Consider the following 22,812-nt stretch of genomic DNA (forward strand, 5'->3'; position numbering starts at 1 on the left):
CTTTCTCGCGTGCAGTGCGGAGTGCGGTCATCGCTGTGCGGAGTGCGCGGGCGCCGTCGCGGGGTCGAGCCTTTCGTGGTCGACGCGGACCGCGTCCGGTTCCTTGATCATGTGGTGGTGCTTGTCCCGTGGTTCCTGTTCCAGGATCTCCATGTCGAAGTCGTTCTCGACGTCACCGTCGGGCGGGGGAAGTACTTCGCCGGAGAAGACGCGGCGGGCGCGGTCGACGTCGAGTTCGTGGTTCCATTTGGCGACGAACAGGGTGGCGACGGCGTTGCCGATGAAGTTCACCAGGGCGCGGCATTCGGACATGAACTTGTCGATACCGAAGATGAGCATGATGCCGGCTGCGGGGATGGTGCCGAGTGTGCTCAATGTTGCTGTCAGCGCGATGAATCCGCCTCCGGCGACACCTGCGGCGCCCTTGGACGTCAACAACATGACGCCGAGGAGGCCGAGCTGCTGCGGAATCGACAGGTCGGTGTTGGTGGCCTGCGCGATGTACAGCGCCGCGAGAGAGAGGTAGATGGCTGCCCCGTCGAGGTTGAAACTGTAGCCGGTGGGCACCACGAGTCCCACCGTGGGCTTCTTGACGCCGGCGTACTCCAGCTTCCGCATCAGGCCGGGCAGCGCGGGCTCGGCGGTGGAGGTTCCGAGAATGAGCAGGAGTTCTTCCTTGAAGAAGCCGAGCATCCGGAAGATGTTGAGCCGCAAGTACGCCATGACCGATCCGAGGACCACGAAGACGAAGAACGCGGACGTGACGTAGAACAGCAGGATCAGGCTGCCGAGGCTGGTGAGGGTGGAGACACCGTACTTGCCGATGGCGAAGGCCATGGCACCGAACGCACCGAGGGGTGCGAGTTTCATGATGAAGCTCAGGACCTTGAACACCACCGCGGTCAGGCGTTCGACGGCGTCCCGGATCGGTGCGGCGATCTGTCCTACCGCGTTGATGGCGACACCGAAGATGACGGCGAGGAAGATGACCTGCAGGATGTCGCCCTCGACGAACGGGCCGAACACACTGTCCGGGACCAGGTGGGTGATGAACTCCCACCACTGTTTCTCTTCACCGGTCTGAATCAGCTTGTTGGCCGAGTCGGTCGTTTCCAGCGAGGCGGCGTCGGCGTTCACCCCGTCCCCGAGGCGGAAGAGGTTGATCGCGACGAGGCCGGTGAGCAGCGCAAGGATCGTTCCGACCTGGAAGTAGGTCAGCGCCTTGATTCCGGTCAGCCCGACCTTCTTCAGGTCCGCGACACTCGCGATGCCGCCGACGATCGTCAGGAACACGATCGGACAGATCAGCATCTTCATCGCGGTGATGAAGGTGGTGCCGATCGGCTCCATCGCCTCGCCGGTGTCCGGCCAGAGCCACCCGACCAGGATGCCGAGCACGATCGCGATGAGAACCCAGAAGTACAGTTGCCTGTACCACGGTTTCTTCACAGTCGCCGGTTGGTAAGTCGCTGCGCTGCTGGGTATTTCCATGACGTTCACCTCGGGTGAGAGTGTTCGGGTGTGAAGACGGGGTGGCCGAGAGTTACCGACCGTTCGAGGGGTGAGGGCCCGGCTCGGCAGATCCTGCCGAGCCGGGCCGGCTGTGCAGATGGAAGGCGGTCAGGCCGGGGTCAGCGCAGTCTGCAGCGCGTGCACGATCGCCTCGGTGACGGCGTCGGTGTCCGACGAGCCGCCGATGTCGCGGGTCAGTGCTCCGCTCGCGGTGGCGGCCTCGATGGCGGCTTCGACGCGGCGTGCCTCGTCGTGCAGTCCGAAGTGGTCGAGCATCAGGGCGGCGCTGGCGATCGCGCCGATCGGGTTGCTGATGCCCTGGCCCGCGATGTCGGGTGCGGAACCGTGCACGGGTTCGAACATGCTCGGGAAGCGTCGTTCCGGGTTGAGGTTCGCGCTCGCCGCGACACCGAGGCTTCCCGCCAGCGCGGAGCCGAGGTCGGAGAGGATGTCGGCGTTGAGATTCGACGCCACCACCACCGACAGGTCCTCCGGGTGCAGGATGAACTTGGCGCTCATGGCGTCGACGAGAACGCTTTCGGTCGCGACGTCGGGGTAGTCGAGGGCGACGCGGTTGAAGACCTCGTCCCACAGGACCATGCCGTACTGCTGGGCGTTGGACTTGGTGACGCTGGACACCTTCTTCACGGTGCGGGTGCGAGCCAGGTCGAACGCGAACCGCATGATGCGCTCGCAGCCCTTCTCGGTGAACAGCGCGGTCTGCAGTGCGACCTCGTTGCCCGGTCCGCGGCCGCTGAGGTTACGTCCGCCGAGGCCCGCGTACTCGCCCTCGCTGTTCTCCCGGACGACGACCCAGTCGAGTTCGGTGTCGTCGGCCTTGCGCAGCGGGGACTGCACGCCGGGGAGGAACTTCACGGGTCGCACGTTGGCCCACTGGTCGAAGTTCTGGGTGATGTTGAGCCGCAGCCCCCAGAGGCTGATGTGGTCGGGGACGTTCTCCCATCCGACCGCGCCGAAGTAGATGGCGTCGAATGCCTTCAGGGTGTCGAGGCCGTCGTCGGCCATCATCTTCCCGGTCTGCTCGTAGTACCCGCATCCCCAGGGAAATTCTTCCCACTCGAAGGCGAAACGCCCACCGGACTGTTCTGCGAGGACGTCGAGCACGCGCCGTCCGGCAGCGACGACCTCCTTGCCGACGCCGTCGGCGGGGATCGATGCAATCTTGAACGTCTGCGGTGCCATGTCGTTGCCTCCATCGTGTTGTGCTCGTCACAGTGTGTGATGCATTCATTAACCCGTCACAATCGCGCAGCGTCCATGACCAAGAGTCGATCCGGCTTATAGGTTTGACCTAATCGAGCCGTGTTTTCGCAGGTAGAGTGAGTGTCCACGCCGCGGTCGCACTCCAGGGTTCGGCGCGGCTCGACGGGAATGAGGGGTTCGGATGGACGCGCGTCAGTTGAGGTACTTCCTGGCTGTGGTCGATCAGGGAGGCATCAACCGTGCGGCGGAAACACTGCTGATCGCGCAGCCCTCGCTGTCCCAGTCGATATCCGCGCTGGAGCGTGAACTCGGGGTACCGCTCTTTCACCGCGTCGGACGCCGGCTGGTGCTCAGTGACGCCGGCGAAACGCTCGTCGGTCCCGCCCGCGTGGTGCTGCGCGATCTCGCGGACGCGAAGGCCTCCGTCGATGCACTGAAAGGGTTGCGCGCCGGGCGCGTGGACCTGATCACGATGCCGTCACCCGGGATCGAACCCCTCACCACGATCCTCACCAGGTTCAGCCGCACCTATCCTTCGGTCACCGTCAATGCCGAGGCGGCGTTCACTCCCGAAGAGGTGCTGCACGCCGTGCGCACCGGCGTCTGCGAGATCGGGATCCTGGGTTCACCCGCCGCGGTGCGTGCTCCCGAACTCGACGTCGTCGCGCTCGAAAGCCAGCCGCTGATCCTCATCTCCGGCCCGGGCGCCGAAACACCGGCCCGCCCGGAGATTCGGAGATCGGAACTGTCGGGCTTCCGCCTGATCGTCTCGCAGCGGGGGTCGTTGATGCGAACACTCGTCGACGAGGTCCTCGCCAGTGGCGTCGCCGCCACCATCGTCGCCGAGGTCGCCCACCGGACGTCGATCCTGCCGATGGTGCTCAGCGGATTCGGGCAGGCCGTCATGCCGTCGTCGTGGGCACCGTCGGCCCGGCAGGCAGGCGCCACCGTGCACCGCATCGTCCCCGAGTCCTATCTGCACGTCGCCGCCGTCTGCCGGCGAACCCACCTCACACCACCCGCGCGGGCGCTCATGGACGAAGCACGACAGTACGCCGGACGCACACCGGCCGCCTGGGAGGCCCCCGTCGCGGAGAGCCCGCAAAACTCCTGAACGACAGTCGTGCCCACGATCCGTGCGGTTTCGACGCGCGGGGGACTCAGCCCAGGTCTGTCCCTTCGCCGGAGTTCTGTGGTGTCGGGTCCGGTATGCGCCTCATGCGGAACGAATTGAACACCCCGATGAGCCCGGCGAGGATGGGGATGAGCAGGGCGATTTGAAGGGCGAGCGGTCGTGCGTCGGTGTTGATGCGGATGATCTCGTCCTGAATCTCCGGGGGCTGGTCGACGAGCAACTGTTCGAGCTGGGTGTTGCTCATGACTTCGGCGTCGTCCTCGAGCACCTGCGCCACCTGTTGCTGCTCGGCGGGCGGGAGCACGGTGCTCGACTCCGCCATCGAGGTGAAGGTGAAGGACAGCGTTGCCAGCATGATGGCGCCGGCGAACGCCAGCCCGAACGAGAGCCCGAACGATCCCGCCGCGGAATTGACGCTGGCGGCCTCGCTGATCCGCTCCTCCTCGATCGGTGCCAGCGTGTAGTTGTTGAGTTGAGACACCAGCAACCCCAACCCGGATCCGGCGATCACCAACGGGATCACCAGGCCCCAACCGAACTCGGCGCGCGGCACGATCGGGATCAGCGCCGCGATCCCGATCGTCAGAAGCACGAATCCCCACCGGATGATGCTGCTCGGGCGCCGGTCGCCCGCCTTCTTGCCCGCGAGCACCGCCACTGCGAACATGCTGAGCGAGAGAGGTGCGAGGGACAAGCCAGCCTGCATCGCGTTGTACTCGAGCACCATCTGCAGGTAGATCGGTAGCGCGATCATCGTGCCACCCAGGGCGATCTGCTGGAGCATCTGCCCGGAGATGCCCAGTCGGAAGACCTTGGAGCGGAACAGGTCCGGGTCCAGCAGTGCCGGCTTTCCTTGGCGTTTGCGCCGCACGAGCCAGTACGCCAGCACGGCCATCGCAATCGCACCGATCACCAGGAGCGCACCAACGGATTCGCCGCCCTCCTGCCACACCAGGATTCCGAGCACGATCCCGCCCATGCCCAGAACGGAGAGGGCCGCGCCCACCAGGTCGATGACGCGGGGTCCGGTGTAGGGCACATCGCGGACCAGTTTGATGCCGGACAGGACGACCGCGATGATGACGACTTCGAGCACGAACCCGACGCGCCACGAGAGGTAGGTGGTGATGAAACCGCCGAGCAGCGGTCCGACGGCAGCGGCGATCGCGGCCGCCGCCCCGACCAGGGCGTAGACCTTCTTCTGAGCGGCGCCTTCGAAGTTGCCGTGGATGAGGGACTGCATGGCGGGCAACAGGAGTGACGCGCCGATTCCACCGAGTATCGCCCAGAAGATGATGATCGCGGTCAGGCTCTGTGCGAGTGCCATCGCCGACGCACCGACTGCGTAGCCGAGCAGGCCCAGCACATACGCCCGTTTGCGCCCGATGAGATCGCCGACCTTGCCACCGATGAGGATGAACGCGGCGGATACCAGCGCCTCGAGTGCGATCGCCGCCTGGACGCCGCTGACGGTCGTGTCGAGGTCGCGAACCACCGAGGAGATCGACACGTTCATCAGTGATGTGTCGACGACGAGCACGAACATCGCCATCGCCAGCAGCAGTCCGAGCAGGCGTTGAGGGCCCGCTACCCGCTTCGAATCACTGGAAGTCGGTTCTTCGGTCATCGGAGGCCCACCGTCCGTCCATCGCGCGCTGCACCGAGTGTCCCATGTGTGGGGACGACGAAGCTACATCTTCACTTTGTTCTCGGTTCGATCCGGCCACCGGTCTCGCGACAGTTACGGTGATGAGACACTGCACCGAGGTGAGGAGTCGCCGTGCCCAAACTGGAGATCAAGAGGAAGTCCGAGCTCTCCCGGAAAGAGGTGTCCGACCGGCTCATCGCGCTCGGACAGGCACTCGCGAGCGGCTCCGAGGTGGAACTGGGCTCCGGTGGCGACTCGATTTCGGTCGTCGTCGGCGACCGTGTCCAGTGGGAGCTCGAGATCGAGGTCGACGGCGACGAGACCGAGATCGAGATCGAAATCAGTTGGCGCGACGATCCGTCCGAAGAATCCACCGCCGACGCGGAACCGGAATCGGAGAACCCGCCGGTTAAGACTGCGCCTCCGGCCAAGACCACCGCGCGTCGTGGGCGGCCCCGCAAGAGCACCGCCAAGTGAGCTGTGCGAAGTCAGGCCGGTGAGATCGGTTCGAAGGGCCGGATTTCGTCGTCGCCCGGACGGACCACGCCGGCGGAGGATTCCGGCACTTCGTTCCACGCGCCTTCGAGGTCGCGGAGGGGTTCGGAGACCACGAAGCGGGTCTCCCCGCCCAGGTTGTGCAGGACCTCGACCTCCGGGTGGAGTGCGCGCAGCTTCGCGACCTCGGTGGAGAAGAACAGCGACCTCGACTGCCGCTCACTCGAATAGCGGAAGATCCACAGCGATTCGCCGTCGGTGGTCGCGACGGTCATCTGCACCGGATGCTCGACCCCGTACGTCCGGCCGACGTCTTCGACGAAGCCGACCGCCCGGGCGACAGCGCCGAAGGGGTCGTCGGCGAGGCCGAACGTCAGTGCGAGGAAGAACAGGGCCTCGGAGTCCGTGGACCCCTCGATGTCGGAGAACAGCGTCGGGTCGACGGCCATCACCAGGTCGCGTCTGATCTCGTGGAAACCGCGGAGTGCGCCGTTGTGCACCCACAACCACCGGCCGTGCCGGAAGGGATGACAATTGCTGCGCTGCACCGGCGTCCCGGTCGAGGCCCGCACGTGCGCGAGCAACATCGGTGTTCGCACCTGACCGGCGATCTCCCGCAGATTGCTGTCGTTCCAGGCCGGTTCGATGCTCTTGTACACCGCCGGCTCACTGCCTTCGCCGTACCAGCCGATACCGAAGCCGTCACCATTCGTGGTGGTCGCCCCGAGCCGCGAGTGCAGACTCTGATCGATCAGCGAATGAACCGGTCGGAACAACAGCTCCTCGGCGAGGATCGGCTCACCCGAGTACGCCATCCACCGGCACATACATCAATTCAAGCAGAACGGCACCGCCGAGCCCACCCCTTTGCCGATGAACCTGCTGGTATTTGCCGCCAACGCCCTCCGGGCGGAGGAGAATGGGCAACCGACAAGCCATATCGCGTCGCTCGAGGAAGGCAGACAGCCATGTCCGAGGAATCTACGGCGGCCCGATGACGAACTCCGCGGAACGCGACGACCGGGTGGCACATCCGAGCCGGGCCGAGCGCGCACAACGAGGGACGGCCGCCCGTCGAGACACTCCGCCGTCCGCGCTGGCGGAGCACGGTGTGGCCGATCGGCGCGATCCGGTGGGCCTCCTCGAGAAGCAGGCGACGGAGAGAGTCGCGGAACTCGTTCCGATCCGGTACGGACGTATGGCGGCGACGGCCTTCGCCTTCTACCGCGGCGGCGCCGCGATCATGGCCGACGACCTGTCCCACTCGCCTACCACGGGCCTGCGCACGCAGCTCTGCGGTGACGCGCACCTGAGTAACTTCGGAATCTTCGCCACTCCGGAACGTCGGCTGGCATTCGACGTCAACGACTTCGACGAGACGCATCCCGGTCCCTTCGAATGGGATGTCAAACGCCTGGTCTCGAGCCTCGCGATCGCGGCGCAGGAGAACGGATTCAGCGGCAAGAAGACCAGGAAGATCACCCGCGCGTGCGCCGCCGAATACCGCGAAACCATCGCCAGACAGGCGCAACTGGGAAACCTGGGCGTCTGGTACTCCCACATCGAGCCCACAGCGGAACTCGTGGGACTTCGAGACGAGCTGGACAAGTCGCAGAGGAAACGCGCCAGCACAGCTCTGGAGAAGGCGCGGCGCCGGGACAGCGTCCAAGCGCTCTCCAAGCTGACCGCCGTCGTCGACGGGGAGAGGCGGATCATCAGCAACCCGCCTCTGCTGGTCCCGGTCGAGGAGTTGTACGCGGGCGAAGACCTCGAATCGCTGTACCGAGACCTACGGCATCGCCTGAACGCGTATGTGCAGTCTCTGCGGTGGGACCACCGCGTCCTCTACGACCAGTTCCGGATGGTGCAGATTGCCCGCAAGGTGGTCGGGGTCGGCAGTGTGGGCACCCGCACCTGGATCATTCTGATGCTGGGAGCAGACGACGACGATCCGCTGTTTCTGCAGGTGAAGGAGGCGGGTCCGTCCGTGCTGTCGAGTTACGTCGACGGCCCGTCGTTCGCTGCGGAGGGCGAGCGAGTGGTCAGCGGACAGCGGCTGATGCAGGCCGCGAGCGACATCTTCCTGGGCTGGGAACGTGGCGCGGGCCCCGACGGCGTCGAGCGGGACTTCTACGTGCGCCAACTGAGGGACGGCAAGGGTTCGGCGGTGGTCGAATCCCAGACACCCGCCACGATGATGTTGTACGGGCGATTGTGTGCACGGGTCCTCGCCTATGCGCACGCGCGGGCCGGCGACCGGATCGCGATCGCCGCTTATCTCGGGGACGACACCGAATTCGATCATGCGATAGCAGAATTCGCCGAAACGTACGCAGAGCAGAACACCCGAGACCATGCGGCGTTGCTCGAGGCCGTCGCCGGGGGCCGCATCGTCGCAGCCACCGGTTTCTGAAGCAGCGACGCCGGTCGACTGGATTCGGCTTCGACAGTTGGCGAGGCTCAGAAGATCTGCATGAAGCGGTACCAGTCGGATTCGATGTGCTGATATCCAATCTCACCATCACGCTGGGGGCGCCCGATCTTGTCGGTCCCGTCCGGCAGACGAGCGACTCCGACAAGGTTGACCAGGCCGCCTTCGAGGAAGAAGTGGCAGCCGGTGTCCAGCGGCTCGACGCGCCAGGTGTCGTACAGGCCTATCCGCTGGTCCTCGGACGATGGTGTGCACGCCTGCGCGTACGCGGTCAGTGCGCCGACCGACAGCCGCCACCCGAGGTCGGACGGCACACCGAAGAATACGAGGGTCGCGGTCAGCGCCACCATGGCAGGCGCAAGGCAGATGCGTCGATCCCACCGGAACCGCCAGAGCTGCACGCCGGCGAGGATCAGCCACACGGCACCGAGAATGAGCAGGGCGAAACCGGCGAGCACGACGTACGGGAAGACCGGATCGATCGGAATCGTGATCACCAGCGTCGCAGCGCAGGCGAACGCGACGAGGGCGGTGAGGACGATTCCGGTCGCCAACCGCCACCACCGCGGCGTGTCCGTCCGGCGGCGGGGCCCGTGCTGGGCTGACTGTGCGTCGCGGCCGTCCATCAGGGTCTCCGTTCGCCCGGCGCTCTCCGAGAGGTGGTCAGGTCGGTAACCTCCGGTCAGGCTCGCATGGGCGGTGGGCCGCCGAAGCCGCGGAGGTCGCGGGCGGTGGCACCGGGTTCGAATGTGCTGCCGCCGGGGCCGAATCGTCCGATCACGGTGTGCCGGCTGTCCCAGAGCACCCCGCGGGTGGGAAGTGCCCAGCGGGTCGAGAAGGTGGACGCGTCGTCCTCGTCGTCCGTGGACGGGTCGTGCGCCGCGGCGATGTGCGCGGCGTAGGCGCGCAGCGCGACCGCGAAGGCGTTGGGTTCGCGGCCGGCGTCGAGGAAGTGCGCTCGGTCGCCGCACTGCGGGCAGTGCCACGACGCGCGGTCGCATCCGCCGGCGAGGCCGACAGCCGGTGGTTCGTCTCCGGGCGGACCGGCGGTGCGATACGCGTCGAACGGGTCGGGCTGCTCGATCCGATCGGGCGCCTGCCGTGCCGCCGCAACCATGTCCCGCCAGGCGGCGTGCACGTCGAAACCCCCGAGCATCAGCACCTCTTCGGGCATCGGGCCGATGAACGCCGAGCCCGCGCACAGCACCCGGCTGTGATCGCGGGCGTGGCTGTATTTCGGGTCGAGTGCCCGGGCGTGCCGCATCTGCTGCATGCGCTCGGTGATCGCGAGCCCGTGCCATTCGCGTCCACAGTGCGGGCAAGGGTCCTGGTTCACATTCGAGTCGTGCCCGGATCGGTTGTCGTGGTTCGCGAGTTGGTCGTGTACGAGCCGGTCGATCCGGTCGACGAGGTCACGGTCGGTCATGGTGGATACCCACGGTAGCGGCGGCGGCCGCTCTGTGCGGTCAGTATCCCGCGTCGAAGTCGAACTCGTTGATCAGCGCAGCGTCACCCGACAGGTAGCGTCCGAGATTCTCGACGAACAGATCCACGATCTTCCCGTTCTCGGACGGCACGTTGGCGGCGCTGTGCGGGCTGAGGATGACGTTGTCGGCCGTCCACAACGGCGAGTCCTCGCGGAGCGGTTCGGTGGAGGTGACGTCCAGGACCGCCCCGCCCAGCCTGCCAGTTGACAGTGCTTCTGCGAGAGCGTCTTCGTCGATGATCGGTCCCCGGCCGAGGTTGACGACCAGTGCGCCGTCCGGGAGGGCGGCGAGTTCGCGGCGTCCGATCAGTCCGCGAGTGTCGTCGGTGAGGGCGCAGGAGATCACGAGGATGTCCGCGGCGGGCAGGTGCTCGGCGATCCGGTCGGTGGTGGTCATGCTGTCGAAAGGCGCGCCTGCGGGGCGGGGGGTGCGGGCGACCCCGCTTGCGGTGACGGAGAAACACCGGAGGAGTTCCGCTGTGCGCGAGCCGATCTTGCCGGCGCCCACGATCAGCGCGTGGCGTCCTGCGAGCTCGGTCGTTTCCTGCTTGCGCCAGGTCCGGGTCTGCCGGTCGGCGATCAGCCGGGGGAGGCCGCGCGTGAAATGCAGAATGCCGGCGAGCGCGAACTCCGCCAGCGGATCGGCGTGGACTCCCGCGGCGGTCGTCACCGTGAGCGGCACGCGCGACAGCCCGAATTTCTCGATCAGCTGCCCGGCGCCCGCGGACGTCGCCTGAATCCAACGCAGATTCGGCGACTGTTCGAGGGTGCGTTCGGGGTGCCGCCAGTCGAAGTCGAACATCACGTCGGCGGTCCGCAACATCGACGACCACCGGTCGTGCTCGCCGGCCGTCAGATCACGCGGCACCCCGACGTGGTCGCTGTGCCATCGAGGCCGGGGGAGCAGTTCGGGTGCGTACGACACCCGGATCCGTGGGTCGCAGGCTGCGATCCTGTCGACCAGGTCCTGCTCGAGATACGAGGCGATCAGCACGTCGACGCACGGGTCGGGCACGGTCACTCCTTCACAGCCGGCGGTTCGGACGTCGGTGCGCTCGGCTCGACCTCCGGCGCGGAGGCGGACTTCGGCATCGCCGCCGCGGCGACGACGAGTACGACGGCCGCGCCGAGGGCGGCCACGAACACCAGATGCAGGGCGCCGGCCAGGTCGCCGGGGGCGGGGTTGTCGGCGCCGCCCAGTCGCGCGTTGACGAGGGCGCCGAACAGGGCGACCCCCACGGCGCTGCCGATGGACCGGGCGAACATGTTGGTCGAGGTGACGACGCCGCGCTCCGACCAGTCGACGCTCGACTGCGCCGCTATGAGGGTGGGGCTCGCGACGAGACCCATGCCGCCGCCGATGACGAAGCAGCAGATCGCCACCTGCCACACCGCCGAGTCGATGGACAGGCTCAACGTGAGAGCGGTGCCCGCCACGACCAGCAGACTCCCCGCGGTGGCGGTGACACGGAAGCCGAAGCGCAGGTACACGCGCCCGGACTGCGACGCGGCGATCGGCCAGCCGATGGTCAGGGTGGCCAGCGCGAACCCGGCCACCAGTGCGCCCGTCCCGAGGACGCCCTGGGTGAAGGTAGGCACGTAGGTGGTCAGGCCCAGGACGATCGCCCCGACCAGCAGTGACACGAGGCTGCTCGCCGCGAGAACCCGCCGGGTGAACACCCACAGCGGCAGCACCGGTTCGGCGGCGCGGCGTTCCACGAGGACGAAGACGATCAGGAACACGAATCCTGCCGCGAAGATGCCGAGGCTGATCGGGGATCTCCACGCCCAGGCCTGCCCGCCTTCGAGGAGTCCGAGGATGAGCAGTGTCGCCCCGACCGCCAGGATTCCGGCGCCGGCGTAGTCGATGGACCGCTGGGTGCGCGCCCGCTTCTCGTCGAAGTTGCGGATCAGCATCACGGCCGCGAGCAGGCAGAGGGGAATGTTGACGAAGAAGATCCACCGCCACGACAGGTACTCGGAGAACACCCCGCCGAGGGTCGGGCCGATCACCGCCGACATGCCCCACACGCTGGCCAGATAGCCCTGGGCCTTGGCGCGTTCGGCGAGGGTGTAGATGTCTCCGGCGATGGTCATGCTCATCGGCTGGACGGCCCCGGCGCCGAGACCCTGTACCGCGCGGAACGCGATCAGCGCGGGCATGCTCCACGCGATCCCGCACAGCACCGAGCCGACGCCGAACAGGGCGATGCCCAGGAGCATCACGGGCCTGCGGCCGAAGATGTCGGCCAGCTTGCCGTAGATCGGCACCGACACGGCCTGGGTGAGCAGGTAGATCGAGAACAGCCACGGGAACTGCGAGAAGCCGCCGAGGTCCCCGACGATGGTGAAGACGGCGGTGGAGATGATGGTCGCATCGAGCGCGACCAGTGACGTCGTGAGCATCAGTGACACGAGAATCGGTCCGCGTTCCGAACGGAACCCGACGTCGACCGGGGTCGTGTCCGTCGCCATTACCCACCTTCTCCGGTTACCGCGATCACAAGAGTTCCTGACCAACGGTAACGACAACGGGAGACGAAGTGTTCCGCGGCTGTGCCCCCGACGCCGTTACGCGGTCGCCGAGGATCCCCGGAACGCCGCGCGGTACGAATGGGGGCTGGTGCCGACTACGCGCTTGAACCGGTCGCGGAACGCCGTCGGCGACCCGAAGCCCACCTGCGCGGCGATGCGGTCGACGGAGTGCGTGGTGGTCTCCAGGAGGTACTGCGCCTGATGAATCCGGACGCGGTGAAGCCACTGCAACGGTGTGGTGCCGGTCTGCTCGCGGAATCTCCGATTGAGGGTGCGGGTGCTCGTCCCGGCTCGCCGGGCGAGGTCGTCGAGCGTCAGATCGTCGCGGCTGTTCTCGTGCATCCACCTCAGCAGCGGGTCGAGGCTCGTCATTTCCGCGGACGGTGGTCGTTCGTGAACGATGAACTGCGCCTGCCCGCCTTCGCGTTCCAACGGCATGACCGACAACCGGGCAGCGTCGGCGGCGACCGCCGACCCGTGATCCGAGCGGATCATGTGCAGACACAGATCGAGGCCTGCCGCGGCACCGGCCGAGGTCAGGAACTGGCCGTTGTCGACGTAGAGCACGGCCGGATCCACGTCCACCAGTGGGTGACGCGCGGCGAGGAGTTCGGCGGCCGCCCAATGCGTCGTCGCCCGTTTGCCGTCGAGTAGTCCGGTGGCGGCCAAGGTGAACGCCCCCACGCAGATCGACGCGATTCGGGTGCCACTGTCGGCGGCCCGGCGCAGCGCCTCGAGAATTTCGGGTGCAAGCGGAGCGGTGGGGTCGGCGAGCCCCGGCAGAATGATCGTGTCGGCCGCGTCCAGAATGCTCAGATCCCACGGCGCGCGGAGTGTGAATGCGCCGGCATCCACGTCACCGCCGAGGGCACACACCTTCACCCGGTAGGCCGCGCGCCCGTCCGGCAGCCTGGTGCGGCCGAAGACCTCGATCGGGGTGGCGAGATCGAACGCGATGACACCGTCGAGTGCCAGGACTGCCACGGTGTGCATGGCTACAACCTACGCAGTCGATCGATTTCCGCCAAGGGCGAATAACGGCGGTAAATGGCGATGCGAAATGCAGAAATCTGCGCAGATGGCGTGGCGACAATCTGTTGGTATGTGGCGAAAATGCCAGTTCTCCGGTCTCGATCGGCTGGCTAACGTCACTAGCGCCTCGTGTACTCGGCACGAGGCGGACAGGGAAAGGCACCACGGATGCATGTCCAGATCGCGCTGTTCGACGGGTTCGATCCGCTCGACGTCATCGCTCCCTTCGAGGTACTGCACGCGGGTGGCCTGTACGCCGACGGCGCGCTGACCGTCGAATTGGCCTCCGCCGAGGGCGTGCGTGAGGTCCCGAGCGGAACGGCGCCGCTGAGTCTGCGGGCCGCCGCCACGCTCGACGCGGGCCGGGCCGATGTGATCGTCGTGCCGGGTGCGTCGGGGCGCGTGGAGGAGCGCACCGAGGGCGACGACACCATCCCGAGAATTCTCGGACGGACCCTCGAGACACGGCTCCCCGAAGTACTGCGGGAGGCCTGTGCCGACCCGGACCTGATCGTCGCCACCGTCTGCGGTGGGTCGCTCGTGCTCGCGATGGCAGGACTCGTCGAAGGCCGCCACGCCGTCACCCATCACCTGGGGATGGATCTGCTCGACGCCACCGGGGTGGTCGCCGTGGACGCCCGCGTCGTCGACGACGGTGACCTCGTCACCGCGGCCGGCGTCACCTCAGGTCTGGACCTCGGACTGTATTTACTCGAACGGGAACTGGGACCGCGCATCGCGCACGCGGTCGAGACATTGTTCGCCTACGAGCGCCGCGGCACCGTCTGGCGTGCCCGTGGGCTCGAACCCACCACCATCTGAGGAGCAGAGCCATGTCTGTCGACGGCACCTGGAACGTCGTGATCGCCACGCCCATCGGAAAGCAACGAGTCGAACTGACCTTCGTCACGCAGGACGGGGAACTTCGCGGCATCGCTCGCGGAGCCGCCGAGGAAGTCCCGCTCACCGACCTGACACTCGACGGGAACCGGCTTACCTGGTCTCAGTCCATCACCAAGCCGCTGCGCCTCCACTTGCAGTTCGATGTCCTCGTCGAGGGCGACGAGATGACGGGGAAGTCTACGGCGGGACGTCTGCCCAGCTCGAAGGTCAGCGGCCGCCGGTCGGTGCCCGACCGATAGGCTGGGTCACCGTGCGCCCCTCACTCGATTCATACGCCCATCTGGCCGGTGGCAAGGTCCGCGACCTCTACACGATCGACGACGAGCACCTTCTGTTGGTCGCGAGCGACCGGATCTCCGCCTACGACCACGTCCTGAGCACCCCGATCCCGGACAAGGGGCGGGTGCTCACCGCGATGAGCGTCTTCTTCTTCGGCGTCCTCGGCGGCAACAACCATCTGGCCGGTGAACCCGACGACAGCCGGATCCCCGAAGAGGTCCTCGGCCGCGCGCTGGTGGTCCGGAAGCTGGACATGGTCCCCGTCGAGTGCGTGGCCCGCGGCTACCTCACGGGGTCGGGGCTGATCGACTACAACGAGACCGGCGCGGTGTGCGGCGTCGCACTGCCCGAGGGCCTGGTGGAGGCGAGCCAGCTTCCCGACCCGATCTTCACGCCCGCCAGCAAGGCCGAGCTGGGCGAGCACGACGAGAACATCAGTTTCGAGGCCGTGGTCGAGAAGGTGGGCCAGGACCTGGCCGTGAAGCTGCGCGACGACACCCTCGACATCTACGGCCGGGCGTCCAACTTCGCCGCGGACCGGGGCATCATCCTCGCGGACACCAAGCTCGAGTTCGGACTGGACCCGCAGGGCAACCTGGTTCTCGCCGACGAGGTCCTCACCCCCGACTCGTCCCGGTACTGGCCGGCCGACGGGTACGAGGCCGGGAAGGTGCAGCCGAGCTTCGACAAGCAGTTCGTCCGCAACTGGCTCACCGGCCCCGAATCCGGCTGGGACCGCGCGTCCGACACTCCGCCGCCGCCGCTGCCCGCCGAGATCGTGGAAGCGACCCGCGAGCGGTACATCGAAGCGTACGAGCGGATCTCGGGTCTGTCGTTCGCGGACTGGGTGGGCTGAGACATGACCTCCGAAGGCGCGAAACTGACCCCGCCGGTCGCGAAGACGGTGCCCACCGAACGCGTCCACCACGGTCACACGTTCGTCGACGAGTACGAGTGGCTGCGCGACAAGGAAGACGCCGAAGTCGTCGCGTATCTCGAGGCCGAGAACGCGTACACCGAGCAGGAGACCGCGCATCTCGCGCCGCTGCGGGACCAGATCTTCCAGGAGATCAAGTCGCGCACGCAGGAGACCGACATGTCGGTTCCCACCCGGATGGGCGACTGGTGGTACTACGCCCGCACCATCGAGGGCAAGCAGTACGGCGTCCAGTGCCGGGCACCGATCGCCGGACCCGACGACTGGACCCCGCCGGAACTGGCTCCCGGTGTCGAACTGCCCGGTGAGCAGGTGCTGCTCGACGGCAACGCCGAGGCCGAGGGACACGACTTCTTCTCCATCGGCGCCTTCTCCCTCAGCCACGACGGCACGCTCCTCGCGTACTCGGTCGACGTGGTCGGCGACGAGCGCTACACGCTGCGCTTCAAGAACCTCGTGACCGGCGAACTGCTGCCCGACGAAATCCCCGAGACCGCACCCGGCGCCACCTGGGCCATCGACCACAGTCACGTCTTCTATCTCACCGTCGACGAGTCCTGGCGCCCCGACACCGTGTGGCGGCACAAGCTCGGCACCGACCGCGCGCAGGACGTCACCGTGTTCCACGAGCCGGACGAGCGGTTCTGGGTGTCGGTCGGGTCCACCCGGAGCGAGAAGTACCTCATGATCTGGGTGGGGTCGAAGATCACCAGCGAAGGCTGGGTGCTCGAATCGGAGAACCCCGAGGGCGAGTTCCGGGTGGTGCTGCCGCGACGCGAGGGCGTCGAATACGGCGTGGAGCACGCGGTGGTCGCAGGGGAAGACCGCTTCCTGATCATGCACAACGACGTCGTCGACGGTGAGAAGGCCGAGAACTTCGTGCTCGCCGACGCGCCGGTGTCCGACCCGACGTCGCAAACCATCCTCATTCCGCACCGCTCCGACGTGCGGTTGGAGGAGGTCGACGCGTTCGCCGACCACCTCGTGCTCGGCTACCGCCGGGAGGCGTTGACCCGGCTGGCGATCTGGCCGCTCGGTGAGGACGGCTACGGCGAGTTCACGGAGATCGAATTCGACGAGGAACTCTTCAGCGTCGGGCTCGGGGCCAACCCGGAATGGCGGCAGCCGACACTGCGGATGGCGTTCACCTCGTTCATCACGCCCGGCCAGGTCTACGACTACGTGCTGTCGACGGGCGAACTCGCCCTGCGCAAGTCGCAACCCGTGCTCGGGGAATTCGATGCCGGCAACTACGAGCAGCAACGCGACTGGGCCGTCGCCGAGGACGGGACGCGCATCCCGCTCTCGATCGTCCGGCGCAAGACGAACGGCGTCGACGACCCCGCCCCGACCCTCCTCTACGGGTACGGATCGTACGAGGCCAGCATGGATCCCGCGTTCTCCGTCGCGCGGCTGTCCCTGCTCGACCGCGGAGTGGTGTTCGTGGTCGCGCACGTGCGCGGCGGCGGCGAGATGGGCCGGCACTGGTACGAGACCGGCAAGACGCTCACGAAGAAGAACACCTTCACCGACTTCGTCTCGAGCGCACAGCATTTGATCGACACTGGACGCACCACGCCGCAGCAGATGATCGCCGACGGCGGCAGCGCGGGCGGCCTGCTGATGGGTGCGGTGGCCAACCTGGCACCCGAACTGTTCGCCGGAATCCTCGCCAACGTTCCCTTCGTGGACCCGCTGACGTCGATCCTCGACCCCTCACTGCCGCTGACCGTCATCGAATGGGACGAGTGGGGCAACCCGCTCGAAAACCCCGAGGTCTACGAATACATGCGCTCGTACAGTCCGTACGAGAACGTCGAGGCCAAGGACTACCCGGCGATCCTCGCGATCACCAGCATCAACGACACCAGGGTGCTCTACGTCGAACCGGCGAAGTGGGTCGCCAAACTGCGCGCCACCAAGACCGGCGACTCGCCGCTCCTCCTCAAGACGGAGATGAGCGCCGGGCACGGCGGCGTCAGCGGACGCTACGAGAAGTGGAAGGAAGTAGCGTTCGAATTCGCGTGGGTGCTCGACACGATCGGCGATTAGGTACTGCGGCACGCGCGCCGAGGATGCGATACCTCGGCGTGTGAAAAGCATGGCGGGCGAGGCGGAAGTCGGCTTGTCAGGGGACTTTCCGCCTCGCAGGGCTCAAATGCAGAAGCTGATGCTGGCCGACCCCAGTGGCAGGTTGAGGCAGACCGAGATCGAACCGGCTGCCGGGGTCGGTGCGGGAGCGAGCGGTGCGGCGACAGCTGCGGGGGCGGCGAGAGCGCCGAGTGACAGGGTCATTGCGATTGCGGCGAGTGTGGTGGCAATTCTGCTAGACATGTGAAGGTCCTTGACTGAGTTACTGCGAGCCGGAGGTGACTCCTCTCCAATCGTCCACCGATGTGATGCAGGTCACAACCTCTGGCAGAGCTTTTCTCGACCGTCTCCGGTGGCGCCTTCCGTGTCATGTCAATTCCGTTGCGCCGCAATGGTAGTCGGATGTCATTTGTAGGAGTCGAGCATCTCCTTCGGTAGCGGCTGCTCCATTACGACCCTGGACCCGTCCCAGGAGTAGGTGATCACCGCGGGTCCGCCCGACGGGCAGCAATTGGCGTCCTGCTCGCCGAGCCACCTGTACTGCACCGAGACGGAGTCGTCGGTGGACCCGACCACCCGCGTGTAGGCATACGATTCGGCTGTCGCGGTGCCCAGATACGTGCCGTCGTGGAAGAACAGCACCTGGGTCGGTGAACTCACCGTCCCCATGGGTGTCTCCGCCGTGGCCCACAGCAGCGCGGGGCAGTCCTCGCCGGCGGCATCGGACGCGGCTCCGGGTACCCACGGATCGCCACCTGGTGCGTTGCCGAGCGTCGCGAACGCGTCGGTGACCAGTGTGGAATCGAGGTCGAGGCACGGTCCGCTGCGTACTTCTGCGGCAGAAGCGGCCTGTGGGACCGGGGAGGCGGCGGATTCTGCCGCGTCGTCGCTTCCGGTGCACCCGGTGAGCGCGGTCGCGGCCGCGACGGTCAGAAATGCTGCCACGTGAGTCTTCATGTGCTCTCCCTGCATCGTCCCCGACAGGAATTACTTCGCCTCACTCACTGTCTCGCGTGGCGTGGCCGGTTCGTTACGGGGTCAGCGCAGCGCGTACCGAATCTGCGGGCGCCCCGCCCGGCCGTACTCGGTGTGCCGGGCGAGCACCCCGTCGTCGGCGAGGCGTTCGAGATACCGCCAGGCCGTGACCCGCGAGACCCCGATGCTGGCCGCCACCTCGGCCGCCGTCAGCGGTCCCGCAGCGTCACGGACGCAGGCGGAGACGTGGTCGAGTGTCTGTGGTGCAACGCCTTTCGGGGACGCCGCGCGCTCGTCGGAGGTGCGCAGCGCCGACATCGCCCGATCGATGTCGTGCTGACTCAACGCGTTGCTTCCGGCGGGCAGGGCGTCGCGGAATTCCCGGTACCGCTCGAGTTTGTCGCGGAACGCCGCGAACGTGAACGGCTTCAGGAGATACAACGCGATTCCGCGCGCAACGGCGGTGCGGACCATCTCGAGGTCGCGGGCCGAGGTCACCGCGATCACGTCGGGGCTCGGTCGCACGCCGCTCAGTGCCGCCGCCACGTCGAGTCCGCTGGCATCCGGCAGGCCGATGTCGAGGAGGACGAGGTCGATGGGGTCGTCGCTGCCGTTCGCGGCGGCGACCGCGCGCATGGCGCCGTTGCCGTCGTGAACGACGGTGTGGACCGAAAAACCCGGAATGCGTTCCACATACGCCCGATGCGCCTCGGCGATGAGCGGTTCGTCCTCGACGATCATCACGCGGATCACGAGGCGGCCTCGTCGATCGGGATCTCGACGACGATCATCGATCCGAGCGACGGCTCCGTGTGGATCGCCCCGCCGTGCCGCGCCACCACCTGGGCCACCAACGCCAGCCCGAGTCCGCGCTGGCCCGACTTGGTGGAATAGCCGCGCGTGACCGCCTTGTCGAGTTCGTCGGCGGGAATACCGGGGCCGCTGTCGGCCACGCGCACCACCATCATCGAATTATCCTGACGGACGGTCACTTCCACCCACGCATCCTCTCCGGGGGATTCCGTCGCACCGCGGGCGGCGTCGATCGCGTTGTCCACGAGATTACCCACCAGCGTGACGAGTTCACGCGCACTGAGCGGCGCGACGGGTCCGAGAGCGGTGTCTTCGGTGACGGTCAGGTCGACTCCCCGTTCGGCGGCCACACCCACCTTGCCGAGCAGCAGTGCGGCCAGCGCGGGTTCGTGCACCGCCGTCATCAGGCGGTCGATCAATTCCTGCGACAACCGTAGATCCTCGGTGGCGAACGCGATCGCGTCGTCGTAGCGGCCCAGTTCGACCATCGTGATGATCGTGTGCAGACGGTTCGCCGATTCGTGCGCCTGCGACCGCAGCGATTCCGCGAATCCGCGCACGGAGTCGAGTTCGCCCATGACGCTTTGCAATTCGGTGCGATCGCGAAGGGTCAGCACCGTCCCGAGACGCTGTCCCTCCCACGTCACGGGCTCCCGGCTGACTAGCAGCACGCGGTCGGGGGTCACGTGTACCTCGTCCCGGGAATCGTCGTCCTGCGACTGCCGCAACGACTCCGGCAGCGCGGCCACCGGGACGGGGCCCTCCGGGAGATCGAGGAGGCGGCGCGCTTCGTCGTTCACCACCTCGGCCTTCGCGGTGTCACCGCTGTCGCGGCCGAGCACCACCAGGCCCTCGCCGATCGAGTGCAGGACGGCGTCGTGATGCTCGTACATCTGCCGCAGCTCGTCCGGCGCCATCCCCAGTGTCTGACGGCGCAGGCGCCTGCTCAGCAGGAACGAGCCGGCCGCCGACACCGCCAGACCGATCGCGGCGACCGCGAAGATGGTCGGCAAACTTGCGGCGAACTGGTCGCCGATCTTCTCACGCGTGACGCCGACGGACACGAGACCCGCGATCCGGTCGCCGTCGTACACCGGGGCCACGGCCCGGATCGACGGTCCCAGCGAGCCGGCATACGTCTCCGTGAACGTCTCCCCGCGGAGCGCGCGCTCGATGTTGCCGGAGAACACCCCGCCGATCAGCTCCGGATTGGTGTGGGTGAAGCGGATGCCGGCGGGCGTCATCACGACGATGAAATCGGTGCCGGTCGCGGCACGGATCCGCTCGGTCTGAGGCTGGAGAACCGCCGTTGGGTCGGGGGACCGCAAAGCCTCGACGGTGCCGTCCGACATCGCGAGCGTGGTCGCGACGGCCGTGACGGCACGTCGGGTGGTCTCGTCGCTGTCGCGACGCTGATCGACGATGGCCAGCGCGGTCCCGGCGCCGATGACCAGCACCAACACGACGAGCTGCAGGAGGAAGAGCTGCCTCGCGACGCTCATGGGCCGTCTCGGCGGATGGTGCGGCAATGCATTTCTCCTGAACGTAATGAACACAAACTTCTCCAGCCAAGCGATCGCTTAGAAGATTCTTCCAAGACGTGATCGCGGTCACTAACCGGCCTCACCGATCAGCTTGCCACTCGAATTGGAGGACAACCCCATGAGTACTGCGACAGGGAAGACCAAGAAGCGCGACCGGACACACTGGTTGTACATGGGGGTCATCGTCGCCGTCGTCGCGGGCGTCCTCGTCGGATGGCTGGCTCCGGGAGTCGGCAAATCGCTCGGCGTGCTCGGCACGATGTTCGTCGACCTCATCAAGATGATGATCAGCCCGGTCATCTTCTGCACGATCGTCCTCGGCATCGGATCGGTGAAGGCCGCCGCCAAGGTCGGCAAGGTCGGCGGACTCGCGCTCACCTACTTCATCGGCATGTCGACGGTCGCGCTCGGCATCGGCCTGCTGGTGGGCAACCTGCTCAACCCGGGCTCCGGCCTGAACATCAGCGCCGACACCGCGGGAACCGGAGCGGCGCTCGCCGAGAAGGCCCACGGCGCCGGCGGCACCATGGACTTCCTCCAGTCGATCATCCCCACGTCGCTGATGTCGGCGCTGACCGAGGGAAGCGTGCTGCAGACCCTGTTCGTCGCGCTGCTCGTCGGCTTCGGACTGCAGGCCCTGGGCAAGCAGGGTGAGCCGATCCTGCGCGCTGTCGGCTCCGTGCAGAAGCTCGTCTTCAAGATTCTGTCGATGATCCTGTGGCTCGCACCGATCGGTGCCTTCGGTGCCATCGCGAACGTCGTCGGCCAGACCGGTCTCGGCGCCGTCGTCCAGCTCGCCACGCTCATGCTCGGCTTCTACCTGACCTGCCTGATCTTCGTGTTCGGTGTCCTCGGATCCGTGCTCCGCGTGGTCGCAGGCGTCTCCATCTTCAAGCTGGTCCGGTACCTGGCCCGCGAGTACCTGCTGATCTTCGCCACGTCCTCGTCCGAGTCGGCCCTGCCCCGTCTGATCGCGAAGATGGAGCACGTCGGCGTCGAGCGCACCACCGTCGGTGTCGTCGTCCCCACCGGCTACTCGTTCAACCTCGACGGCACGGCGATCTACCTGACCATGGCGTCGATCTTCATCGCCGACGCAATGGGCCAGCCGCTGTCCTTCCCCGAGCAGTTGTCGCTGCTGGTGTTCATGATCATCGCGTCCAAGGGTGCTGCCGGAGTCAGCGGCGCCGGGCTCGCCACCCTCGCGGGCGGCCTGCAGAGCCACCGTCCCGAACTGCTCGACGGCGTCGGCCTCATCGTCGGTATCGACCGGTTCATGTCCGAGGCCCGCGCGGTCACGAACTTCTCCGGCAACGCCGTCGCCACCCTGCTCGTCGGTTCCTGGACCAACACGATCGACAACGAGCGCGTCCGCACCGTCCTCGACGGCAAGCTCCCGTTCGACGAGTCGACGATGGTCGACGACGGCCACGGCGAGGTCGTCGAAGAGCAGGCCACCGAGACCCCTGCCGCCGACGAGCCGCGGGTCCTCGTGAAGAGCTGACACCCACTCCGAAGTAAACCTCTGTGCGCCCGGGCGATTCGAAGCCTGGGCGCACAGAGGTTTGTTGGCTACGTTGGTGCGCATGACGACACCTGTTCAGAACATCGGCATCAACACACTCGGCGGCACCCCGACCTCGCTCGGCGAATACGACGGTCGCGCCGTCCTCGTGGTGAACGTCGCCTCGAAGTGTGGACTGACCCCGCAGTACAAGGGCCTCGAGAAGCTCGCCACCGACTACGCCGACCGCGGACTGACCGTGATCGGC

Annotated in this window: 21 protein-coding genes and 1 pseudogene; 9 read left to right on the top strand and 13 right to left on the bottom strand. The window is 66.9% G+C overall.

Annotated elements, in window-relative coordinates:
* Positions 1 to 27 precede the first annotated feature (27 nt).
* On the bottom strand, positions 28 to 1,491 hold the full coding sequence (dctA, locus tag QM693_RS21240; protein ID WP_283330611.1) for a C4-dicarboxylate transporter DctA: 1,464 nt from the start codon (positions 1,489 to 1,491) through the stop codon (positions 28 to 30).
* Between the two features lie 129 nt (positions 1,492 to 1,620).
* Positions 1,621 to 2,715, bottom strand: coding sequence for a tartrate dehydrogenase (locus QM693_RS21245; RefSeq protein WP_009477870.1), 1,095 nt, complete (start codon positions 2,713 to 2,715; stop codon positions 1,621 to 1,623).
* Positions 2,716 to 2,917: 202 nt separating this feature from the next.
* Here QM693_RS21245 and QM693_RS21250 point away from each other — a divergent pair, with 202 nt between their 5' ends.
* Positions 2,918 to 3,850 carry a LysR family transcriptional regulator gene (locus tag QM693_RS21250; protein ID WP_283353358.1) on the top strand — a complete coding sequence of 311 codons (933 nt, stop codon included), beginning with the start codon at positions 2,918 to 2,920 and terminating at the stop codon, positions 3,848 to 3,850.
* A 46-nt stretch (positions 3,851 to 3,896) separates the two neighbouring features.
* Here QM693_RS21250 and QM693_RS21255 read toward each other — a convergent pair whose 3' ends face one another.
* Positions 3,897 to 5,498 carry an MFS transporter gene (locus QM693_RS21255; RefSeq protein WP_005244430.1) on the bottom strand — a complete coding sequence of 534 codons (1,602 nt, stop codon included), beginning with the start codon at positions 5,496 to 5,498 and terminating at the stop codon, positions 3,897 to 3,899.
* 153 nt (positions 5,499 to 5,651) lie between these two features.
* On the opposite strand from QM693_RS21255, the gene QM693_RS21260 reads away from it, so the two are divergent.
* Positions 5,652 to 5,996 (top strand): amphi-Trp domain-containing protein, encoded by a 345-nt coding sequence (locus QM693_RS21260; protein ID WP_280778754.1) that lies wholly within the window; start codon positions 5,652 to 5,654, stop codon positions 5,994 to 5,996.
* 11 nt (positions 5,997 to 6,007) lie between these two features.
* Here the strand turns inward: QM693_RS21260 and QM693_RS21265 are convergent, their stop codons facing one another.
* Positions 6,008 to 6,829, bottom strand: coding sequence for a class II glutamine amidotransferase (locus QM693_RS21265; protein WP_283353359.1), 822 nt, complete (start codon positions 6,827 to 6,829; stop codon positions 6,008 to 6,010).
* Positions 6,830 to 7,008: 179 nt separating this feature from the next.
* Between QM693_RS21265 and QM693_RS21270 the strand changes: the two genes are divergently transcribed.
* Positions 7,009 to 8,427 (top strand): DUF2252 domain-containing protein, encoded by a 1,419-nt coding sequence (locus QM693_RS21270; RefSeq protein WP_283353360.1) that lies wholly within the window; start codon positions 7,009 to 7,011, stop codon positions 8,425 to 8,427.
* Between the two features lie 47 nt (positions 8,428 to 8,474).
* On the opposite strand, the gene QM693_RS21275 is transcribed toward QM693_RS21270, so the two are convergent.
* From QM693_RS21275 to QM693_RS21295, 5 genes are all read right to left on the bottom strand, one after another.
* Entirely contained in the window at positions 8,475 to 9,071 is a 597-nt protein-coding gene (locus QM693_RS21275) for a DUF1129 domain-containing protein (RefSeq protein ID WP_283353361.1), read from the bottom strand.
* A gap of 56 nt (positions 9,072 to 9,127) precedes the next feature.
* Positions 9,128 to 9,871: a hypothetical protein gene (locus tag QM693_RS21280; RefSeq protein ID WP_283353362.1), complete on the bottom strand. Its 744-nt coding sequence runs from the start codon at positions 9,869 to 9,871 to the stop codon at positions 9,128 to 9,130.
* A gap of 40 nt (positions 9,872 to 9,911) precedes the next feature.
* The gene (locus QM693_RS21285; protein WP_349307513.1) at positions 9,912 to 10,952 is read right to left on the bottom strand and encodes a D-2-hydroxyacid dehydrogenase; all 1,041 of its coding nucleotides are present in this window, start codon (positions 10,950 to 10,952) and stop codon (positions 9,912 to 9,914) included.
* Positions 10,949 to 12,406 carry an MDR family MFS transporter gene (locus QM693_RS21290; RefSeq protein ID WP_283330618.1) on the bottom strand — a complete coding sequence of 486 codons (1,458 nt, stop codon included), beginning with the start codon at positions 12,404 to 12,406 and terminating at the stop codon, positions 10,949 to 10,951. The genes QM693_RS21285 and QM693_RS21290 overlap by 4 nt, the downstream gene beginning before the upstream one ends.
* 96 nt (positions 12,407 to 12,502) lie before the next feature.
* Positions 12,503 to 13,459: a GlxA family transcriptional regulator gene (locus QM693_RS21295; RefSeq protein ID WP_280778747.1), complete on the bottom strand. Its 957-nt coding sequence runs from the start codon at positions 13,457 to 13,459 to the stop codon at positions 12,503 to 12,505.
* 207 nt (positions 13,460 to 13,666) lie between these two features.
* Here QM693_RS21295 and QM693_RS21300 point away from each other — a divergent pair, with 207 nt between their 5' ends.
* From QM693_RS21300 to QM693_RS21315, 4 genes are read left to right on the top strand one after another with little or no spacing between them, the layout of a single operon-like run.
* Entirely contained in the window at positions 13,667 to 14,320 is a 654-nt protein-coding gene (locus QM693_RS21300) for a DJ-1/PfpI family protein (RefSeq protein WP_283353364.1), read from the top strand.
* Positions 14,321 to 14,331: 11 nt separating this feature from the next.
* Positions 14,332 to 14,640, top strand: coding sequence for a hypothetical protein (locus tag QM693_RS21305; protein ID WP_280778745.1), 309 nt, complete (start codon positions 14,332 to 14,334; stop codon positions 14,638 to 14,640).
* An 11-nt stretch (positions 14,641 to 14,651) separates the two neighbouring features.
* Positions 14,652 to 15,536, top strand: coding sequence for a phosphoribosylaminoimidazolesuccinocarboxamide synthase (locus QM693_RS21310; RefSeq protein WP_005566431.1), 885 nt, complete (start codon positions 14,652 to 14,654; stop codon positions 15,534 to 15,536).
* Positions 15,537 to 15,539: 3 nt separating this feature from the next.
* Positions 15,540 to 17,669: a S9 family peptidase gene (locus QM693_RS21315; RefSeq protein ID WP_283353365.1), complete on the top strand. Its 2,130-nt coding sequence runs from the start codon at positions 15,540 to 15,542 to the stop codon at positions 17,667 to 17,669.
* Between the two features lie 102 nt (positions 17,670 to 17,771).
* Here QM693_RS21315 and QM693_RS21320 read toward each other — a convergent pair whose 3' ends face one another.
* From QM693_RS21320 to QM693_RS21335, 4 genes are all read right to left on the bottom strand, one after another.
* Positions 17,772 to 17,951 carry a hypothetical protein gene (locus QM693_RS21320; protein WP_164058811.1) on the bottom strand — a complete coding sequence of 60 codons (180 nt, stop codon included), beginning with the start codon at positions 17,949 to 17,951 and terminating at the stop codon, positions 17,772 to 17,774.
* A gap of 162 nt (positions 17,952 to 18,113) precedes the next feature.
* Positions 18,114 to 18,665, bottom strand: a complete 552-nt coding sequence (locus QM693_RS21325) for an LppP/LprE family lipoprotein (protein WP_283353366.1) — start codon at positions 18,663 to 18,665, stop codon at positions 18,114 to 18,116.
* An 81-nt stretch (positions 18,666 to 18,746) separates the two neighbouring features.
* Positions 18,747 to 19,436, bottom strand: coding sequence for a response regulator (locus tag QM693_RS21330; protein WP_283353367.1), 690 nt, complete (start codon positions 19,434 to 19,436; stop codon positions 18,747 to 18,749).
* Positions 19,433 to 20,998, bottom strand: a complete 1,566-nt coding sequence (locus tag QM693_RS21335) for a sensor histidine kinase (protein ID WP_283353368.1) — start codon at positions 20,996 to 20,998, stop codon at positions 19,433 to 19,435. Before QM693_RS21335 ends, QM693_RS21330 begins: the two co-directional genes overlap by 4 nt.
* A gap of 160 nt (positions 20,999 to 21,158) precedes the next feature.
* On the opposite strand from QM693_RS21335, the gene QM693_RS21340 reads away from it, so the two are divergent.
* Together QM693_RS21340 and QM693_RS21345 are read left to right on the top strand one after the other, a co-directional pair.
* Positions 21,159 to 22,544 (top strand): C4-dicarboxylate transporter DctA, encoded by a 1,386-nt coding sequence (locus tag QM693_RS21340; RefSeq protein ID WP_005244413.1) that lies wholly within the window; start codon positions 21,159 to 21,161, stop codon positions 22,542 to 22,544.
* Between the two features lie 82 nt (positions 22,545 to 22,626).
* Positions 22,627 to 22,812 (top strand): annotated as a pseudogene (locus tag QM693_RS21345) (glutathione peroxidase); the annotation flags it as partial.

This window comes from Rhodococcus sp. IEGM 1305, from assembly GCF_030058635.1.
Classification (GTDB): domain Bacteria; phylum Actinomycetota; class Actinomycetes; order Mycobacteriales; family Mycobacteriaceae; genus Rhodococcus_F; species Rhodococcus_F opacus_D.

Bases quoted from the DNA above. Each gene is read 5' to 3' on its own strand.
- dctA (WP_283330611.1), bottom strand. From the start codon at position 1,491: ATGGAAATACCCAGCAGCGCAGCGACTTACCAACCGGCGACTGTGAAG.
- QM693_RS21245 (WP_009477870.1), bottom strand. From the start codon at position 2,715: ATGGCACCGCAGACGTTCAAGATTGCATCGATCCCCGCCGACGGCGTC.
- QM693_RS21250 (WP_283353358.1), top strand. From the start codon at position 2,918: ATGGACGCGCGTCAGTTGAGGTACTTCCTGGCTGTGGTCGATCAGGGA.
- QM693_RS21255 (WP_005244430.1), bottom strand. From the start codon at position 5,498: ATGACCGAAGAACCGACTTCCAGTGATTCGAAGCGGGTAGCGGGCCCT.
- QM693_RS21265 (WP_283353359.1), bottom strand. From the start codon at position 6,829: ATGGCGTACTCGGGTGAGCCGATCCTCGCCGAGGAGCTGTTGTTCCGA.
- QM693_RS21270 (WP_283353360.1), top strand. From the start codon at position 7,009: ATGACGAACTCCGCGGAACGCGACGACCGGGTGGCACATCCGAGCCGG.
- QM693_RS21275 (WP_283353361.1), bottom strand. From the start codon at position 9,071: ATGGACGGCCGCGACGCACAGTCAGCCCAGCACGGGCCCCGCCGCCGG.
- QM693_RS21280 (WP_283353362.1), bottom strand. From the start codon at position 9,871: ATGACCGACCGTGACCTCGTCGACCGGATCGACCGGCTCGTACACGAC.
- QM693_RS21290 (WP_283330618.1), bottom strand. From the start codon at position 12,406: ATGGCGACGGACACGACCCCGGTCGACGTCGGGTTCCGTTCGGAACGC.
- QM693_RS21295 (WP_280778747.1), bottom strand. From the start codon at position 13,459: ATGCACACCGTGGCAGTCCTGGCACTCGACGGTGTCATCGCGTTCGAT.
- QM693_RS21300 (WP_283353364.1), top strand. From the start codon at position 13,667: ATGCATGTCCAGATCGCGCTGTTCGACGGGTTCGATCCGCTCGACGTC.
- QM693_RS21305 (WP_280778745.1), top strand. From the start codon at position 14,332: ATGTCTGTCGACGGCACCTGGAACGTCGTGATCGCCACGCCCATCGGA.
- QM693_RS21315 (WP_283353365.1), top strand. From the start codon at position 15,540: ATGACCTCCGAAGGCGCGAAACTGACCCCGCCGGTCGCGAAGACGGTG.
- QM693_RS21320 (WP_164058811.1), bottom strand. From the start codon at position 17,951: ATGTCTAGCAGAATTGCCACCACACTCGCCGCAATCGCAATGACCCTG.
- QM693_RS21325 (WP_283353366.1), bottom strand. From the start codon at position 18,665: ATGAAGACTCACGTGGCAGCATTTCTGACCGTCGCGGCCGCGACCGCG.
- QM693_RS21335 (WP_283353368.1), bottom strand. From the start codon at position 20,998: ATGAGCGTCGCGAGGCAGCTCTTCCTCCTGCAGCTCGTCGTGTTGGTG.
- QM693_RS21340 (WP_005244413.1), top strand. From the start codon at position 21,159: ATGAGTACTGCGACAGGGAAGACCAAGAAGCGCGACCGGACACACTGG.